At 69.2% G+C, this 17,399-nt stretch carries 12 protein-coding genes; 6 read left to right on the top strand and 6 right to left on the bottom strand.

From position 1 onward, the window contains the following. Positions 1–124: 124 nt before the first annotated feature. Positions 125–895 carry a FadR/GntR family transcriptional regulator gene (locus ACGFH8_RS14495; RefSeq protein ID WP_393367246.1) on the top strand — a complete coding sequence of 257 codons (771 nt, stop codon included), beginning with the start codon at positions 125–127 and terminating at the stop codon, positions 893–895. 81 nt (positions 896–976) lie between these two features. Here ACGFH8_RS14495 and ACGFH8_RS14490 read toward each other — a convergent pair whose 3' ends face one another. From ACGFH8_RS14490 to ACGFH8_RS14480, 3 genes are all read right to left on the bottom strand, one after another. Beyond that, positions 977–2,362 (bottom strand): RICIN domain-containing protein, encoded by a 1,386-nt coding sequence (locus ACGFH8_RS14490; protein WP_393367245.1) that lies wholly within the window; start codon positions 2,360–2,362, stop codon positions 977–979. 169 nt (positions 2,363–2,531) lie between these two features. Then, entirely contained in the window at positions 2,532–4,001 is a 1,470-nt protein-coding gene (locus ACGFH8_RS14485; RefSeq protein WP_393367244.1) for an endo-1,4-beta-xylanase, read from the bottom strand. 519 nt (positions 4,002–4,520) lie between these two features. After that, complete coding sequence (locus tag ACGFH8_RS14480) at positions 4,521–5,519, bottom strand: PaaX family transcriptional regulator C-terminal domain-containing protein (RefSeq protein WP_393367243.1); 999 nt, start codon at positions 5,517–5,519, stop codon at positions 4,521–4,523. Positions 5,520–5,786: 267 nt separating this feature from the next. Between ACGFH8_RS14480 and ACGFH8_RS14475 the strand changes: the two genes are divergently transcribed. Then, positions 5,787–7,145: a PHB depolymerase family esterase gene (locus ACGFH8_RS14475; protein ID WP_393367242.1), complete on the top strand. Its 1,359-nt coding sequence runs from the start codon at positions 5,787–5,789 to the stop codon at positions 7,143–7,145. Between the two features lie 128 nt (positions 7,146–7,273). On the opposite strand, the gene ACGFH8_RS14470 is transcribed toward ACGFH8_RS14475, so the two are convergent. Together ACGFH8_RS14470 and ACGFH8_RS14465 are read right to left on the bottom strand one after the other, a co-directional pair. Continuing rightward, entirely contained in the window at positions 7,274–8,878 is a 1,605-nt protein-coding gene (locus ACGFH8_RS14470) for an arabinofuranosidase catalytic domain-containing protein (RefSeq protein WP_393367241.1), read from the bottom strand. Between the two features lie 182 nt (positions 8,879–9,060). Continuing rightward, positions 9,061–10,896, bottom strand: coding sequence for an RICIN domain-containing protein (locus tag ACGFH8_RS14465; RefSeq protein ID WP_393367240.1), 1,836 nt, complete (start codon positions 10,894–10,896; stop codon positions 9,061–9,063). Positions 10,897–11,193: 297 nt separating this feature from the next. Between ACGFH8_RS14465 and ACGFH8_RS14460 the strand changes: the two genes are divergently transcribed. Genes ACGFH8_RS14460 through ACGFH8_RS14445 form a run of 4 tightly spaced genes read left to right on the top strand, consistent with a single transcriptional unit; the run spans position 11,194 to position 15,988 of the window. Beyond that, on the top strand, positions 11,194–12,432 hold the full coding sequence (locus tag ACGFH8_RS14460) for an extracellular solute-binding protein (protein WP_393367239.1): 1,239 nt from the start codon (positions 11,194–11,196) through the stop codon (positions 12,430–12,432). Between the two features lie 18 nt (positions 12,433–12,450). Next, the gene (locus ACGFH8_RS14455; RefSeq protein ID WP_393367238.1) at positions 12,451–13,422 is read left to right on the top strand and encodes a carbohydrate ABC transporter permease; all 972 of its coding nucleotides are present in this window, start codon (positions 12,451–12,453) and stop codon (positions 13,420–13,422) included. Then, the gene (locus tag ACGFH8_RS14450; protein WP_393367237.1) at positions 13,419–14,243 is read left to right on the top strand and encodes a carbohydrate ABC transporter permease; all 825 of its coding nucleotides are present in this window, start codon (positions 13,419–13,421) and stop codon (positions 14,241–14,243) included. Before ACGFH8_RS14455 ends, ACGFH8_RS14450 begins: the two co-directional genes overlap by 4 nt. Positions 14,244–14,275: 32 nt before the next feature. Then, complete coding sequence (locus tag ACGFH8_RS14445; protein ID WP_393367236.1) at positions 14,276–15,988, top strand: amylo-alpha-1,6-glucosidase; 1,713 nt, start codon at positions 14,276–14,278, stop codon at positions 15,986–15,988. Here ACGFH8_RS14445 and ACGFH8_RS14440 read toward each other — a convergent pair. Next, the gene (locus tag ACGFH8_RS14440; protein WP_393367235.1) at positions 15,975–17,012 is read right to left on the bottom strand and encodes a LacI family DNA-binding transcriptional regulator; all 1,038 of its coding nucleotides are present in this window, start codon (positions 17,010–17,012) and stop codon (positions 15,975–15,977) included. The genes ACGFH8_RS14445 and ACGFH8_RS14440 overlap by 14 nt on opposite strands. Between the last annotated feature and the right edge of the window lie 387 nt (positions 17,013–17,399).

Here is a 17,399-nt window from a genome sequence, read left to right as displayed (position 1 = left end):
GGTGGCCGGCGGACGCGCCGCCGTGCCAATGTTGCCCGGAACGTAACTCGTATGACGTGTGACGTCAATACTCAGCCGTACACTGAGCCAGACGTCGTGCCACGGCGAGCCTTTCGGAGGGGACATGACGCCATCGCAGGAGACGGCCCTGAACAGCCCGGTGACACCGGCATGGGTGCGTCGGCCGACCAACCTGGCCCGAGCGGTCACCGCCGAACTGGTGGAGCGCATCGTACGTGGCGTGCACCCGTCCGGGACGTCCCTACCTCCCGAGCCGATTCTCTGCGAGACCTTCTCGGTGAGCCGGACCGTCGTCCGCGAGGCCGTCAAGATCCTTCAGGAGAAGGGGCTGGTGCAGGTACGCCAGGGCGCCGGCACCATGGTCACCCCCGCGGCACAGTGGGACATGCTCGACGAGCTCGTCCTCGGGGCCACGATCGCCAAGGACGACAGCCTCGCCATCCTCGACGATCTCGTCGTCACCAGGCGCGTACTGGAATCCGACATGGCTAACGTCGCCGCCCGGCTCGCCGACGCGCAGACCATCGACCGGCTGCGCGTCATGGTGGACCAGATGGACCAGCTCGTCGACGACCACGTCACCTACCACGAGCACGACCGGGCCTTCCACGACGCGATCATGCAGACGTCCGGTAACCGCATCGCTCGCGGCGTCGTACGGGCACTGGAGAGCCAGGTCATCAACACCGCCCGCTACATGGGCCGGACCGAACGCTCGCTGTGCGTGGCGTCCAACCGGGGCCACCGGCGCATCTACGAGCGCATCGCCGCGCACGACTCCGAGGGTGCCGCCGGGGCGATGTTCACCCACATCACCGAGGCCTGGCTGGTCCGCCGCAGCGGCTCCGGCAAGCCGGTTCGTCTGCAACGCTGACCGGCCGGACGACGAAGCGGCGCCCACCCCCGAGGTACGGGAGCAGGCGCCGCCAGAGGCCGACCAGGTCGGCAAGGCCGGTCAGGAGAACTGCGCGAAGAACCTCCAGATCTCACCCTTGGTCCAGGTCGTGATGCCGCTCTCGGCATAGGTGCCGTCGACCGGGCCGGGCATGTGACCGTTGTCGTACGCGGCCCACTGCACCGGGTAACCGGCCCGGCAGCCCGAGTACGTGGTCGTGACGTGCGTGCGGCTGCCGGCCGCCGGCTCGCGCGGGCTCTGCGCGGTGCAGCCGTTGTTCCGGACGAACGTGTCGCGCAACGCCCGGCCACCGGAGATGCTCAGGACGTTGTCCGAGATGCCGTGCAGCCCGAAGTACGCGATGGGCTGCGTACCGCCACTGCAACCGCTGATCTGCCCACCGGAGATGACCGCGACGGCGCGGAAGACGTTGGCCCGCGCGCAGGCCACGGCGTAGCTCATGCCGCCACCCCAGCTGAAGCCGAGGGCGAACCGCTGCCTCGGGTTGACGCACAGGCTGCTCTCGATCCGGCTGATCATGTCATCGACGAAGACGATGTCCTCACCGCCGGCGTTGCCCCAGCCGTTGCCGAACCCCTGGGGCGCGACCAGGATCGCGCTGTTGTTCGACTGCTCCTGCTGCCCGTAGTAGGACCACGGGGTCCCGCTGGTGCCGCCGGAGGCGATCTCCTGCATCGTGCCGCCACGCCAGTGGAACGCGAAGATCAGCCGGTAGGGGTTGCTGTTGTTGTAGTTGGCGGGCACCCGCAGGATGAAGGTGCGGCTCTTGCCGTTGCTCTGGATCGTGTGCGTGCCGCTGGCCAGCGTCGGCGCCTTGCCGCACCCGCTGCCACCCGACGGCGGCGGGTTGCTGCCGTCCGTGCGGACGAGCTGCCACTGCTGGTTGGTGCCGTTCCAGTCGGCGTACTGCACGATGTTGGCGCCGTCGGCGGTGGACGAGCCCTGCACCTCCACGGCCTTGTTGCTGTTGCGGTTGATCAGCCGGACGTAGCCGCCGTCCGAGTCGGCCAACCGGAACTGCTGGTTGGTGCCGTTGTTGTCGGACCACTGCACGATCGCCCCGCCGTCGGCGGTCGAGCGGCCGCTGACGTCGAGAACCTTGCCGGAGTGCCGGGACTTCACCCGGTAGAAGCCGTCACCGGAGTCGACGAACTGCCACTGCTGGTTCGCGCCGTTGTTGCGCGTCCACTGGCTGATCCGGGCGCCGTCGTTGGTGGCCGACGAGACCAGATCCAACGCCTTGCCGCTGTTGCGGTTGACCAGGACGTACCAGGCGCTGGTGTCCACCGTCGCCGCCGCCGCGGGCGCCGCGTTGACCGCGACGAGTGTGCCGGCCGCCATGAGCACGGCCGCCGCGGCGGCCAACCCTGACCGCCAACGACGTCTCGGTGGAGAGGCGGGACGAACCTCACCGATGGCCTTCATGGTCCACTCCTTCGATCGGGGTCACCCACGAGCGGAACGCGCGCGTGCCCTGGGGGTGTGTGCCAGCGTCTGGTGGTGGCGTCGGCACGTTGGGGGGTGTGCGGGCGTAGCGGCCCGCCCCGACGGAAGGGGCGAGCCGCTACGGTTTCCCGCTGGATCGTGACGGTCGTCAGCCGATGCGGACGAGTTGCCACTGCTGGTTGTTGCCGCCCCAGTCGGCGTACTGGACGATGTTGCCGCCGTCAGCCGTGGAGGAGCCCTGCACCTCGACGGCCTTGCCGCTGTTGCGGTTGATCAGGCGCTGGTAACCGTCGGCCGACTGGGCGAGCCGGAACTGCTGGTTCGTCCCGTTGAGGTCGGACCACTGCACGATCGCCCCACCGTCGGCGGTCGAGAAGCCGCTGACGTCGAGCACCTTGCTGGAGAGTCGGGACTTCAACCGGTAGAAACCGCCGCCCGAGTCGACGAACTGCCACTGCTGGTTGGTGCCGTTGTTGCGCGACCACTGGCTGATCCGTGCGCCGTCATTGGTTGCGGAGGCGTACAGGTCCAACGCCTTACCGCTGTTGCGGTTCAGCAACACGTACCAGGCACTGGTGTCCACCCCGTTGCTCGGCGGAGGCGTGGTGGGCGTGGTCGAGCCGGCGTTGAGGGCGTTCAGGACGCTCGTGTACGCGGCCTTCTTGTTACCGTTGCACTCGAAGAGCAGGGCGTTGTCCGACCCACGCCACGAGTCACAGTCACGCACACCCCACGTGGTGATGCCGGTGCACCGCGAGACGGCCAGGCAGGCACGGGTGACACCGGCGAAGATGTTCGCCTGGTTGCCGCCGCCCATCACGTCCAGCTCGGTGATCTGCACGTCCACGCCGAGATCGGCGAAACGCTGCAGGTTGGCCTGGTAGTCACTGGCCAACGAGGTGCCCAGGTGCGACTGGAAACCCACACAGTCGATCGGCACGCCACGGGACTTGAAGTCCCGCACCATGTTGTAGATGCCCGTCGACTTCGCGTTGATCCCGTCGGTGTTGTAGTCGTTGTAACACAACTTCGCACCCGGATCCGCCGCCCGCGCCGCCCGGAACGCCGCCTCGATCCAGTCGTTGCCGGTGCGCTGCAGGTTCGAGTCACGCCGCCCGCCGCTGTTACCGTCGGCGAACGCCTCGTTCACCACGTCCCACGCGTAGATCTTGCCCTTGAAGTGGGTCGCCACCTGCGTGACATGGTTGATCATCGCGCTGCGCAACGGGCTACCCGACATGTCCCGCGCCCAGGTCGGCTCCTGCTGGTACCACAACAGCGCGTGGCCCCGCACACTCATGCCGTTGGCCTGCGCGTGCGCGACCAGCCGGTCACCACCCGTGTAGTTGAACCGACCCTGCTGCGGCTCGGTCGCATCCCACTTCATGTCGTTCTCGGCCACGACACTGTTGAACTCGCGGTTCAGGATCGTCACGTACGCGTTGTCGGAGAGCTTTTGGCCCGCGACGGCCGCACCGAAGTAGCGACCCTTCTCGGCCGCTGCCGCCTTCAGAGTCGTGCCGGCGCCACTGGCCGTGGGGGCGAGCACCGCCGTCATGCCCGCGGTGAGTGCGACGGCGAGGGACGCCGCCGCCAGCAGAGTTCTCTTGGGTTTCATGTCGTTCCTTTTCGGTGGTGGTCGCAACGGTGGTGGTCGCAACGGAACCGGGACGTAAATCTCGCATCGGCACGTACCGACACCTGTCGTCCGGCCGGCTGACGCTGCCGAGGGTGCGTGATCGACGTCCGCATGCCCTGGGGAACGTCGTGACCGTGAGGTGCGACAGCGGCTCGCCCGGTGAGCCACACGTGCTGCCTTCCTCGATATCGAGGGTGAGCGATAACATGTCGTTCGTCAAGACGTAACATAAGCCCGTATCGATGCTGTCGAGGTCAGGTTCCGCCGAAGCCTGCCTCGTCACCGTCGTCCTGACGCGCTGCCCTGGTGGGGAGCCAGCCGCGCCGGTCGCAGCTCGTGCACGCGCCAATCACGCTGACTCTGTTATCGCTCACAGGGCCGCGGACCAACCGGATCGCGGCCACCCTGCGTACGGCGGCGGTCACCCTCGGACGGGCCGTGGCCCGCCCGGGCCGAACCACGCACCAGCCGACCGGTCCACCGCGCGGCGGGCCGCCATCAACACGCGCATCCGCCGTGCGCCGGTTCCGCGGGATTCCTGGCGGGGTGCACTCCGGCCAGGATGTCGGCGGTCGTGTGGGCCTCGATGCCGGGCAGCTCGCAGTCGGTGAACCGCGCGACGACCGCCCGGACGTGCCGCTCGGCCGGTGCCGCGAGGCCGTCGTAGACGGCCTCGAACAACTCCCGCGCCGGCCTCCGGAGCCATTTCTTCGGCAGCAGCTCCAGGGGCAGCTGCGGATCGAGGACGGGAAAACGCCGAAAGGTGTCCATGACCTCGGTCCGGGCTCGTACCGCGGCGGCACCCTCCATCTCCCCCGCTGCCACCCGGGGCAGCACCGCCGTCCAGTGCGTGAGGAACGCCTGGTAGCTCCGGCCGATCTCCGCGATGTCCCAGGCCTCGATCGGGGCGCGGTGGATGGCGGACCCGATGGCTGCCTGCCGGCCGCGGAACACCGTGACGGCACCGAGGGTGAGCTGGTCGAGCTGTGCGCGAGCGGCAGGGGTCAGCTCCTCGGGTGAGATCCACAGCCCGTCGTACAACGGCGCGTATCCGAGCCACCGCAGTTGGGCACGAAGGGCCCGACGCTGGGCGCTCCGGTCCTGTGGCAGCGAGAACGCGACGACCGTCCAGCAGCCGTCCCACCGCACGGTCGAGCTGGTCGAGGCGAGGATCCAGTTGCCGCCGGAGGAGAGGTTGGCGGCGGCCGCGCGGCTGAGCCGGTAGGAGCTGCGCCGTCCCAGCCGGCTGCCCTCCAGGACGCCGCGGCGGGCCAGCCGGCTGATCGCGGTACGCGCGCCGGCCGTGGTCACCCCGGTCTCCTCGAGCAGCGCGACGATGGCGGCGGACGGGAGAGCGGCACGACTCCGCAGGGTGTAGTCCGCGAGCAGGGTCACCGCGACGCCCTGCGGCGAGTTGCCGACCTGCCGTCGGGGCAGCCGGAGCTGCTGGCCCCCGTCGTCGGGATAGATCTCGTCGATGTCGAACGGGCTTGCCACAGGCGCTCCGTGCTCTTCAGGGACGGTGTGACGACTGTAGACGGACCGCCGTCGAACGGGGAGTCACCGGTCAACCATTGATCGAAGGTGTTCGATTGACACTTGTTGGCCCGAGGAGAACACTAATCGCCACGCGATGTGGTCCGGAGTCGGGCAGGGCGAGCCACCGGTAGCGGGCATCGCGCGATCACCGCGGGCCTCGGGCAGACCCGCGACCCGATCGCGCGGCCACCCACAGCCTGCACAGGCAATCGAAGGAGTCGTCCGTTGAGAATCAGAAGAAAACTGCTGCTCGCCCTGGCCGCGTCGCTGGTGGCGGCCGGACTGGCGGTCCCCGCGACGCAACCCGCGTACGCGGCGTCGCTGACCGAGGTGACAAGCTTCGGTGACAACCCGGGTCGGATGCGGATGCACGTCTACGTGCCGGACAACCGCCCGGCCCGGCCGGCGACAATCGTGGCGATGCACGGCTGCGGTGGTTCCGGCCCCGGTTTCTACTCAGGCAGCGAGTTCGCCGGCCTTGCCGACCGGTACGGATTCATCGTGATCTACCCGTCCGCGACCCAGCAGGCCGGGTTCGGCAACTGCTTCGACGTCTGGTCGGACGCGGCCAAGCGGCGCGGCGGCGGCAGTGACCCGGTGTCGATCATCTCGATGATCCGGCACGTGCAACAGCAGTACGCCGCCGACCCGGACCGGGTCTACGCCACCGGCAGTTCCTCCGGCGGCATGATGACCAACCACATGCTGGCCCTCTATCCCGACGTGTTCAGGGCTGGCGCGGCGTTCATGGGCGTGCCGTTCACCTGCTTCGCCAACGCGGCCGACTTCCCACCCACCAGCAGCCAGTGCACCGGCGGGAACATGAACCGTACGCCGCAACAGTGGGGCGACGCGGTCCGCCAGGCGTACCCCGGTTACTCCGGGCCCCGCCCGCGCGTCCAGTTGTGGCACGGCACCAACGACACACTCGTGCCGTACTCGCTCTTGCAGGAGTCGATCGAGCAGTGGACGAACGTGTTCGGGTTGAGCCAGACGCCGACCTCCACCGACACTCCGCAGCCGAACTGGAACCGGCGCAGGTACGCCGACAGCAGCGGCACGGTCCAGGTCGAGGCGTACAGCATCCAGGGTGCCGGGCACAGTCTGCCCGCCAGCGGCATGGCCGCGTCCGCCATCGGGTTCTTCGGCCTGACCAACCCGACCACGCCGCCGCCGAACCCGACCACCCCGCCGCCCAACCCGACCACGCCACCGCCCAACCCGACCACCCCGCCACCCAACCCGACCACCCCGCCGCCGGACTCCGGTGCCTGCCGGGTGACCGTCGCCGTCAACGCCTGGAACAACGGGCTGACCGAGAACATCACCGTGACGAACACCGGCGCCAGTGCCGTCAACGGCTGGTCCCTGGTGTTCACCCTGCCCGGCGGTCAGAGCATCACCTCGGGCTGGAACGCCTCCTACTCCCCGAACTCCGGGCAGGTGACGGCCCGGAACGTCGCCTACAACGCCGGCATACCCGCGAACGGATCGGTGACCGTCGGCTTCCAGGCCACGCACACCGGTAACACCGCCAAGCCGAACGCGTTCACCCTCAACGGCGCGTCCTGCTCGGTGGCCTGACACCGGCACGACGGGGACGGCACGCCATCCGTGCCTCCCCCGCAGTGCCGGCGGCCCCGCCCGGGCGGGCGTCGACGAGTACGTGCGCCGGTCACCAACTCGTGGTGACCGGCGCACGTGTTGTCGGGCTAGCGGTAGCCGGCGCTCACGATGCTGGCCTGCACCGCGGCCTCGGTCGCGTCGGACGGGTAGCCGGCGACCATGGCCCCCTCGTAGAAGGTGCCGGCGCTCAGGTTCGCGCCGCCGTCGGGCTTGCAGCAGTCACCGCCACTGCCCAGGATGATCGCACCCTGCTTTTTCATCGGGCTGTAGCCCGGCGGGAGCGAGCCGTCGTACAGCGTGTACAGGCTGCCGGACGTGGCGTCGCTGCCCTTCATGGCGAAGCGGCTCGTGCCGTTGTTCTTCAGGGTCGCGGTCACGAACTTGCTGGTGAAGGCGCGCTGGTTCGGGTTCCAGCTCTGGCTGCCACCGGGGAAGAGACCCCACTCGAGGTCTGCCTGCACCCACGGTCCGCTGCCGGAGCAGCCGCCGAACCAGCACTGCTTGCTGAAGTTGATGGCGTCCATCGCACCGGCGGCGTCGGCCTTGCGGGTCGTCTCGCTGTTGCCGTAGTCGAAGCAGCAGCCGCTGTTGACGTGGGTGCCACTCGTCACCATGTACATACCCTCGGGAGCGGCCCCGGTCGGCACCCCGGTGAGGTGCCCGTCGCGCCAGTAGCTGTTGCCGGGGTTGATGTAGAGCGAGTACGCCTTGGCGCCGCCCACGGTCAACGACTCGGTCGTCGCGACCGCCGGCCTGCTCTGCGGGCTGCCCGGAACCACGCTCGACCCCTGGTACCAGAGGTCGTTGCCGCGCCCGGACTGGTCGAAGACGACGGTGATGACGCAGGTGGTGCCGGTGCAGAACGAGTCCTGGGTCGCCGCGTTCGCGGTGCCACCCGTGCCGGTCAGCCCGACATTGCGGGTCGTGTTGTCCGACGAGCGCCGGACCTGGTAGAGGTTGCCGGTGTACGCCGCGTAGAGCGCTCGCGTCGTGCTGTGTGCCGCGACGCACGGGGTGCCGCCGGAGGCGTAGATGTCACACGGGCGCGCACCGCTCGGCGGGGGGCTGGTCGGCGGCTCGGAGGTCGGCGGTACGGAGGTCGGCGGCGTGTTCGGCGACGCCCACTGCTGGTTGGCGCCACCGTTGCAGGCCCAGAGGATGACCTTGGTGCCGTTCGCGGTGGCGGCGCCGTTGGCGTCGAGGCAGAGCCCGGACTGCACGCCGGTGATGGTGCCGTTGCTGTTGACGTTCCACTGCTGGTTGTTCTGGCCGTTGCAGTCCCAGATGATCGCCTGGGTGCCGTTCGTGGTGCCCCGGCCGGAGGCGTCCAGGCACTTGTTGCCGTACACCTGGAGTTGCTTGCTCGACGTCCAGGTCCAGGTCTGGCCGGCGGCGCCGTTGCAGTCCCAGAGTTGCGTCTGGGTGCCGTTGGTGGTGCTGGAGTTGGGCACCTCGAGGCAGCGACCGGACGGCGTGCCGACGATCCGGGTGCTCTGCCCCGGCGCGATGGTCGCCGCCGCGGCGGCGTCGGCGGCGAAGGGCGAGCCGGTGGGGGCGGTGCCGACGCCGATGCCCACGACGACGAGCACCCCGGCCAGGGCACCGGCGAGGAGGGTCAGACGTCGGACGCGTTGGCGTCTCGGGATGAGGTCGCGGGCTGTTGCTGGCCCGCTGCGGGACGGGGTTCGCACGAGGTGGCTCCTCGGAGTCGTGAAAGCGCGGGGGGATCGTCGACGCGCCACGGGCGGGTGGTGGCATGGCGAATCGCAGCGAATCGTATGACCTTTATTTTATTCATGTCAATGAATGCAGCGCGGGAGGTGGCGCGCTGGCTGCTGGGCGGACAGCCAGTGCGCCGCCTCCCCCGGGACGACTACCGCCCCAGGAGCCGCCACGTCTGGTTCAGGGTGCCGCCCTGGTTGGCCGCCTTGCAGGTCCACTGGTGGACGAGCGCGCCGGCCGCCGTGGAGACGCCGCTGACGTCGACACACTTGCCGCTGTGCCGCGCGACGAGTTGGTAGTCGTGCGAGTCGTTGCCCGAGTAGGTCACCTTGCGGAGAGTGAACTGCTGGTTGGTGCTGTTCAGGCAGGTCCACTGGTGCACGGCGGCGCCGTCGGCGGTGGACACGCCGCTGACGTCGAGGCACTTGCCGCTCTGCTGGTTGACCACCGTGTACGTGTTGGCCACGCCGGCGACCGGGCGGAAGTTCCAGAGCTGCTGGTCGCCGCCGTCGCAGTAGTTCTGCTGCTGGACGTTGCCGTCGGCGGTGCTCAGGCCGGCGTTGTTGAGGCACTGCTGGGAGTGCTGGGCCACCGCCACCGACTGGAAGCTGGCGTCGGCCGGGGGCAGCAGGGTGATGGCGTAGGTGTCGGTCTGGTTGGTGTACGGCACGGTCACGGTGGCGTTGTTGTTGGACACGCCGACCACGCTGTTCGAGACCGTGATCGGCCCCGCCACGGCACCGCCGCCGTTGTGCGGGATGCGTTGGGTGAGGACCCGGACCTGGTTGTTCTGCACGATGCCGCTCGTGGTGTCCAGGCCCTGGAGGTTGACGGTCAGGTTCCCGGTGGTACGGCCACCGCCGATCAGGATCTTGGCCACGCCCGCCGCCCTCGTGGCGAACGCGTCGTACGACTGGCTGGGGGTGACCCCGGCGATCTGCCCGGTCTGGGAGGCGTAGAAGCGGTAGTTCCACCACTCACCCTTGGGCTGGTGCTGCCCGGCCGAGTTGCGGATCAACAGGTTGCCGAGGTCGTTGTGCAGGCTGCCCCCGCTGGCCCAGTTCGCCCGTAGGCCGTCGGCCCGGGCCCGTTCCAGCCGCGCGATGTACCAGGCGCCGTCGGCCGGGTTCTGCTCGTCGGGCGCGCCGTACTCGTTGATCTGGTAGGGCCGTGGGTGGGCGATGCCACGGGGGTCGAGGGTGGCGTTGGCCGCGGCGACGTTGGCGACCGGGTCGCCCGGCAGCGAGTGCCAGCTGATGATGTCCGGCACCGTGTTCGTCGAGCGGACGAAGTCCAGGTACTGGTTCCAGAAGGCGTGGTTCGTCGACGGGACGCAGGCACAGCTCGGCCCGACGATGAGCTGGTTGGGGAACTCCACCCGGAGGCGCTGGTAGGTGCGGCGCCACAGTTCGAGGTACTGGGAGATCGGGCGGTTCCAGAAGATGGTGATGTTGGGTTCGTTCCAGATGTCCCACTGCACGTTCAGCCCGGACGCGCGGACGTCGCCGATGAGCCGGGTCAGGAAGTTGTCGTAGTCGGTCCAGTTGCCGTTGTCGCCGGGGAAGCGCGAGATTCCGGCGCCGTCGGCACCCCACAGGTCGTGCGGCAGGATGATGAACTTCCCGCCGAGGGCCGTGGTCCGACGTGCCTGGGCGAGTGTGGAGTTCCACCGGCGGTCGTAGGTGCCGCCGACCCAGCCGCTGCCCGGGAGCTGCGCGCCGCCGGCGCGCATGGACTGGAACTTGACGTCTCGGTAGAAGTGGTCCGCCGGACCGCTGGCGTTCTCGGTCATGCCGTAGATCCAGCCGGACGCGCGGTAGGTAGGCGTGCCGTTGTCCGTGGCGAAGTTGACGCTTATCGACTCGTTGCCGGCCTGCGCTGGAGGCGCGGCGACGGTGACGGCGGCGGTGGCGGCGAGCAGGCCAACCGCGAGTCGGGCGGCGAGCGCGCGGGCTCGGCCTGACCTGCCGGGGGACGGGGTTTTCACGGGCGGCTCCTTGGTGGGGCGCGGGGGACGCTCTCCGGAGGGCTGCTTGCGAATCGATTCGCACGGATCGTAGGACCAGGAACTGAACCATGTCAATGAAGTGACGACGCGGTGAAGGTGGCGTTTCACAGCGCAGCCTTCGGAACACCCGATCATCTCTTGACCAGCCGACAGCGGCGGACCTATCTTCGTGCGAACCGATTTGTCGAATCGGTTCGCCTCATGGTCGGACGGTGTCCGACCCCGCGACGGTCAACCCGCACACCCACCTGACGATCGACTGAAGTGAGGCAACACATGACAGGACTCAGTCGTCGACGGCGCCTGGCCGCCGTCGCCGTGATAGCCCTTGCCGCGGTGACCAGCAGCGCCTGCTCGTCGTCCTCCGACGACGGGGCCAGCGACGGCGGCGCCTACCTCGTCTGGGACCCGTATCCGCAGTTCGCCGCCGACTCCGAGTGGGTCGCACTGCTCAAGAAGTGCGGCACGTCGGCGGGGGCGGCGACCGTCGAGCGGACCGGCTACGACACCACCGACCTGACCAACAAGGCCCTGCTCGCCGCCCAGCAGAGCAACTCGCCGGACGTGCTGATCGTGGACAACCCGGTCATCTCGACACTGGCCGAGGCCGGCGCGCTCACCACCACCGAGGACAACAAGCTCGACGTCTCGGCCATGGCGCCGAACCTGCTCGGCGCCGGCCAGAGCGCGGGCAAGACGTACGGGGTGCCGATCGGCGCGAACACCCTCGCCCTCTACTACAACAAGGACCTGCTGAAGGCCGCTGGCGTCGACCCGGCCTCGATCAAGGACTGGGCGTCGCTGACCACGGCACTGAACGCGGTCAAGGCCAAGGGGAAGAAGGGCATCACCTTCTCCGCGATCGGCACCGAGGAGGGCAGCTTCCAGTTCCTGCCCTGGTTCTGGGGCTCGGGCGCCCAACTGACGAGCCTGGACTCACCGCAGGCGGTGTCCGCGTTGACGCTCTGGACCGACTGGCTCAAGCAGGGCCTCGCCCCGAACTCGGTCATCAACAACACCCAGACCACGAGTTGGCAGGAGTTCGCCACCGGCGACTTCGCGTTCGCCGAGAACGGCACCTGGCAGCTGGCCAACGCGGAGAAGCTCGGCTTCTCCTACGGCACCATCGCCATCCCGGCCAACGCGGGCGGGCCGGCGCCGGCGCCCACCGGCGGTGAGTTCGTCTCCATTCCGGTGCAGAAGAAGACCGCCAGGTACGAGACGTCGCAGAAGATCGTCGCCTGCCTCACCAACGCCGACAACCTGCTCACCACCGACACCACGCTGTCCTACGTCGCACCCGTCACGGCCGTGCAGGACCGGCAGGCCGCCGCCGACCCCAAGCTCAAGGTCTGGGTGGAGGCGGTCCGGGCGGCCAAGGGCCGCACCGGCGACAACCTCGGCACGAAGTACCCGAAGATCTCGGAATCGCTGTGGACCGCGGTGCAGTCGGCCCTCAGCGGTGGTAAGTCACCGAAGGACGCGCTGACCGCCGCCCAGGCCGCGACCAGGTAACCGCGCCGAACCGACACCATGCTCCCCTCGACACACAGCTCCACTGCCGTAACGGATCCGGGTGGGGCGGCGAAGTCCGCCCCACCCGGGCCTCCGCCGTCCCGCGCCCGCCGGCCCAACCGATGGCTGGCCTGGGGCTTCCTGGCGCCGGTCACCCTCTACCTGGTGGCCTTCTACGCCTACCCGCTCTACCGCAATCTCGACCTGAGCCTGCGCGAGTACACCGTCCGCTCGTTCGTGCAGGGCGGCGCGCCCTTCGCCGGCCTCGACAACTACCGGACGGTCCTGGCCGATCCGGCCTTCGGATCCACCCTGTCGCACACCCTGATCTTCACCGCCGCGTCGCTCGTCTTCCAGTTCGTCATCGGCATGGCCCTGGCGCTCTTCTTCCACCAGCACTTCCCGCTGTCGCGCACGTTGCGGGCGTTGATCCTCGTACCGTGGCTGCTGCCCCTGATCGTCTCGGCCTCGACCTGGTCGTGGCTTCTCAACAGTGATTCCGGGCTGGTCAACGCGGCGCTCGGTGTCGTCGGGATCGACCCGGTCAACTGGCTCACCTCGCCGGGCTGGTCGCTCGCCTCGGTGATCATCGCGAACATCTGGATCGGCATCCCGTTCAACCTGGTGGTGCTCTACAGCGGGTTACAGGCGATTCCGGTCGAGATGTACGAGGCGTCCGCGCTGGACGGCGCGTCGAGCTGGCAACGGTTCTGGGGGATCACCTTTCCGCTGCTCCGCCCCGTCTCCGCGATCACGCTGCTGCTGGGGCTGATCTACACGCTGAAGGTCTTCGACATCATCTGGATCATGACGAAGGGTGGCCCGAGCAACTCCTCCGCCACGCTCGCGACCTGGTCCTACCGACTCGGCTTCGGCAACCTGCTGCCCGAGTTCGGTCCGGGTGCGGCCGTCGGCAACCTGCTCATCGTGATGGCCCTGATCGCCGGGCTCGTCTACATCCGGATCCAGCGGAGGCAGAACCAGCCATGACCACCTCCACACCTCGGGTCTGGTGGAAGACCGCGGTCGGTCTGGTGCTGACCGGGCTGATGCTCTTCCCCGTCTACTGGATGATCAACGTGTCGTTCACCCGGGACCAGGACATGCGGGCCAGTCCCCCACACCTGTTCCCGACCAACGGCACGCTGGACGGCTACCGGGCCGTCCTCGACCAGCAGTTGCCGTACCTCGGCACCAGCTTCCTGGTCGGTCTCGGCACGGTGGCGCTGACCGTGGCGCTGGCCGCCCCCGCCGGGTACGCGCTGGCGAAACTGCGGCCACCCGGCGGCACGGCACTGAGCTTCGTCCTGCTGATCGCGCAGATGATCCCGGGCATCATCATGGCGATGGGCTTCTACGCCATCTACCTCAGTCTCGGCGTCCTGAACACGCTGCCCGGCCTGATCCTGGCCGACTCGACGCTCGCGGTGCCGTTCGCCGTGCTGATCTTCACGGCCTTCATGTCCGGAATCCCCGACGAACTGCTCCAGGCCGCCGTGGTCGACGGCGCCGGTCGGCTGCGGACCTTCTGGTCGATCGTGCTCCCGGTCAGCCGCAACTCGATCGTCACGGTGTCGCTGTTCGCGTTCCTGTGGTCGTGGTCGGACTTCATCTTCGCCTCGACGCTCGCCGGCGGCGGCGACCGGCAGCCCATCACCCTCGGCATCTACCACTACATCGGCAACAACAACCAGCAGTGGAACGCCATCATGGCCACCGCTGTCGTCGCCTCCATCCCCGCCGCGGTGCTGCTGATCCTGGCCCAGCGCTACGTCTCGATGGGCGTGACCGCCGGCGCCGTCAAGGACTGACCACCCGCACCACAGAAAGGCATCCGCCACCCATGACCGTCGCCCCGTCCGGTCCGGAGTTCCCCGTCCAGGACATCCCGTTCAGCTACCGAGGAGCCTGGTTCAACATCTCCCCGGTGGTCGCCGAGAAGACGTACGCCGACGATCTGCACCTGGTCTCCCACCAGACCGGGCTACACCCCGTACTGCGGCTCTCCCCCGCGGCGGCCGATGCCACGATCGTCGCCACCCCCGCGCTGCTGACCTGGCGCAACGGCACCGACCGGATCGAGGCCGTCTACGACGGCCCGGACACCCTGCGGATCCGGGGCCGACGCCTCGGCCTGCGGGTGGCCGCCGCCGCGCCCACCCTCACCCCGTTCAGCGGCACCTACCTCTACCACGACCCGGTCGACGGCTCCCATGTGTTCACCTCGTACGAGACCGGTCGCCGCTACCGGGTCACCGTGCTCGCCGGTGCGCTGCAGGCCAGTGCGGGCGTCGAGGCGCTCGGCAGCGCCGACCGACACGTGGACCTTCCCGGCGACCAACCGTGGGAGATCGCGATCGAGGAGTACGCCACCGCACGCCGCCCGTACGCCGGGTCGGCCACCTTCGACCAACTGTGCCGCGACCGGGCCGCCGAGTTCACCGCGTTCGTCGACGCTGTCGCACCGTGGCGGGGGGCGGAGACCCCGGCCGCCGAACTCGCCGCCTACGTCCTGTGGTCCGCCACCGTCGCCCCGGCGGGCTTCGTCACCCGGCCCGCGGTCCTGATGTCCAAGCACTGGATGGACAAGGTGTGGAGCTGGGACCACTGCTTCAACGCGATCGCCCTGGCCGCCGGCGAGCCGGAGCTGGCCTGGCACCAGTTCCAGTTGCCCTTCGACCACCAGGACGAGGCCGGCGCCCTACCCGACTCGGTGACGCACTCCGAGGTCCTGCACAACTACGTCAAGCCCCCCATCCACGGCTGGGCCCTGCGGCACCTGCGTCGACGCCTTCCCCAGCCACCGGACCGGGCGGCGCTGGCGCAGACGTACGACCGGCTGGCCCGCTGGACCCGGTTCTGGCTCGACGCGCGTCGGGCCCCCGGCCACGACCTGCCCCACTACCAGCACGGCAACGACAGCGGCTGGGACAACGCGACCACCTTCGACGCCAACCGGGTCCTCGAGACGGCCGACCTCGCCGCGTTCCTGGTGTCCCAACTGCGCTGCCTCGCCGACCTCGCCGGCGAGCTGGGTGAGCCCGCCGAGCAGTGGTCCCGGGAGGCCGACCGGATCCACGGCGCCATGCTGCGGGACCTGTGGGACGGCGAACGCTTCACCGCCCGCAATCCGCACACCGGCCAGCGGCGGGCGAGTCGGAGCCTGCTCGACCTGATGCCCGTCGCGCTCGGCGCCGACCTGCCGGCCCCGGTCGCCGCCGCGCTGGCCCGGGGCGTCGAAACCCACCTGACCACCCACGGGCTGGCCACCGAGCCGGTCGACTCGGCGCACTACCTCGCCGACGGCTACTGGCGCGGCCCGATCTGGGCACCCTCCACCGTCCTGGTCGAGGACGGCCTGCGGCGGGCCGGGCAGACCAGGGTCGCCGACGAGATCAGTCGACGGTTCCTGGCGCTGTGCGAGAAGTCCGGGTTCGCGGAGAACTTCGACGCCGAGACCGGGGCCGGGCTCCGGGACCGCGCGTACACCTGGACGGCCAGCAGCTATCTGATCCTGGCCGCCGGTCAGGAGGAACGGCGGGTCACGAAGGGGTAGTCGCGTCGACTCTCCGGGCCCGCACCGGACCGGTGCTGGAGCGCAACGAGATGGGCGGGCTGTACAGCCGGTGGCGCGGCACGGCGTCGGGGGCGGCGATGCTCTCCAGCAGGAGCGCCACGGCCTCGGCGCCCATCTCGACCATCGGGACGTCCGCGGCGGTCAACGGGGGGCGAAAGTCCTCCGCCCAGTGTTGGGCGGCGACACCGGTGACGGAGAAGTCGCGGGGCACGGACAGGCCGGCGCCGGTCAGCGCGCGCTGCATGCCAGGCAGCGCGGCCTCGTTGATGGTGGCGACGGCCGTCACGTCCGGATGTGTCACGAGCAACTGTTCCACGCACGCCTCGCCGGCGGCGGTGTCGTCGCCGCTGCAGACCTCCACACCGGTCAGGCCCCGCTCCATCGCCGCCGCGCGGAAGCCGGCCAGCGCGCGGTGGCTGGGGCCGTAACCTGCGGCCACCAGCTCGGCGGAGCGGTTCACAAGCGCCACGTGCCGGTGCCCCAGATCGGCCAGGTGGTGCACGCAGCGGGCGATCAGCCCGGAATAGTCGATGTCGATCCAGCTCATCTCGTGCGGCTCGGCTATCCGCCCGATCGTGACGAACGGCAGACCGGCCCTGGTCAGGCGGGTCACCCGGTCGTCCGCCAGGCGGATCTCCATCAGGACCACGCCGTCCACCCGACGCCCGGTGACGATCCGCTCGAAAGACCGGTCATGGTCACCACCGGACGGGGACAGCAACACATCGAGGTCGTGGCGGGCGGCCGCCTCGACGACGCTGGCGACGAACCCCAACTGCATGTCGGTCAGCCGCTGGCTCGCCGGGGGAATCACCAGGCCGAGGGTGCGGGTGCGACCCTCCTTCAGCGCGCGGGCACTGGCGTTCGGTCGGTAGTCCAGCTCGTCGATGACCGCCTGGATCCGCTGCCGGGTCGTCTCCGACACGGTCCGCTTCCCGCTCAGCACGTAGGACACGGTGCTGCGGGACACCCCCGCCCGACGGGCGATCTCCCCGATGTTCATACCGCGCCCTCGAATCGATTATTGCCCCGACACGGGGACGCACCGTCTTTCGCTGACGAGCATATCCGTCCGGAATCTCCGGCCCGAGTCCGGAAGTTCCGCAGCCAGCACGGGCACAGCCGGCGATTCCGACACGTCGTGGAACCGGTGCCTGACGAGATGGATGTCGGTGGGCGCCGAACCGGACGCGCGGGCCGCGGAAGGTAGCGCAATAGATGGACGCACATTAATGTAAAAAGGTGTGACGTGTGATGTCGCTTACCACACCCCACCACACCGCCGAGAGGATCCGATGAATGTGAAAAGACGCTTGCGTCGCATGATGGCCGCTGCGGGAACCATGCTGGTTCTCGCCATCGGTGCCAGCATCTACGTGGTCTCGGACGC

This window comes from Micromonospora sp. NPDC049175 (assembly GCF_043197345.1).
In the GTDB taxonomy this organism is placed as follows: domain Bacteria; phylum Actinomycetota; class Actinomycetes; order Mycobacteriales; family Micromonosporaceae; genus Micromonospora.
This window is presented reverse-complemented; position numbering and strand designations above follow the sequence as displayed.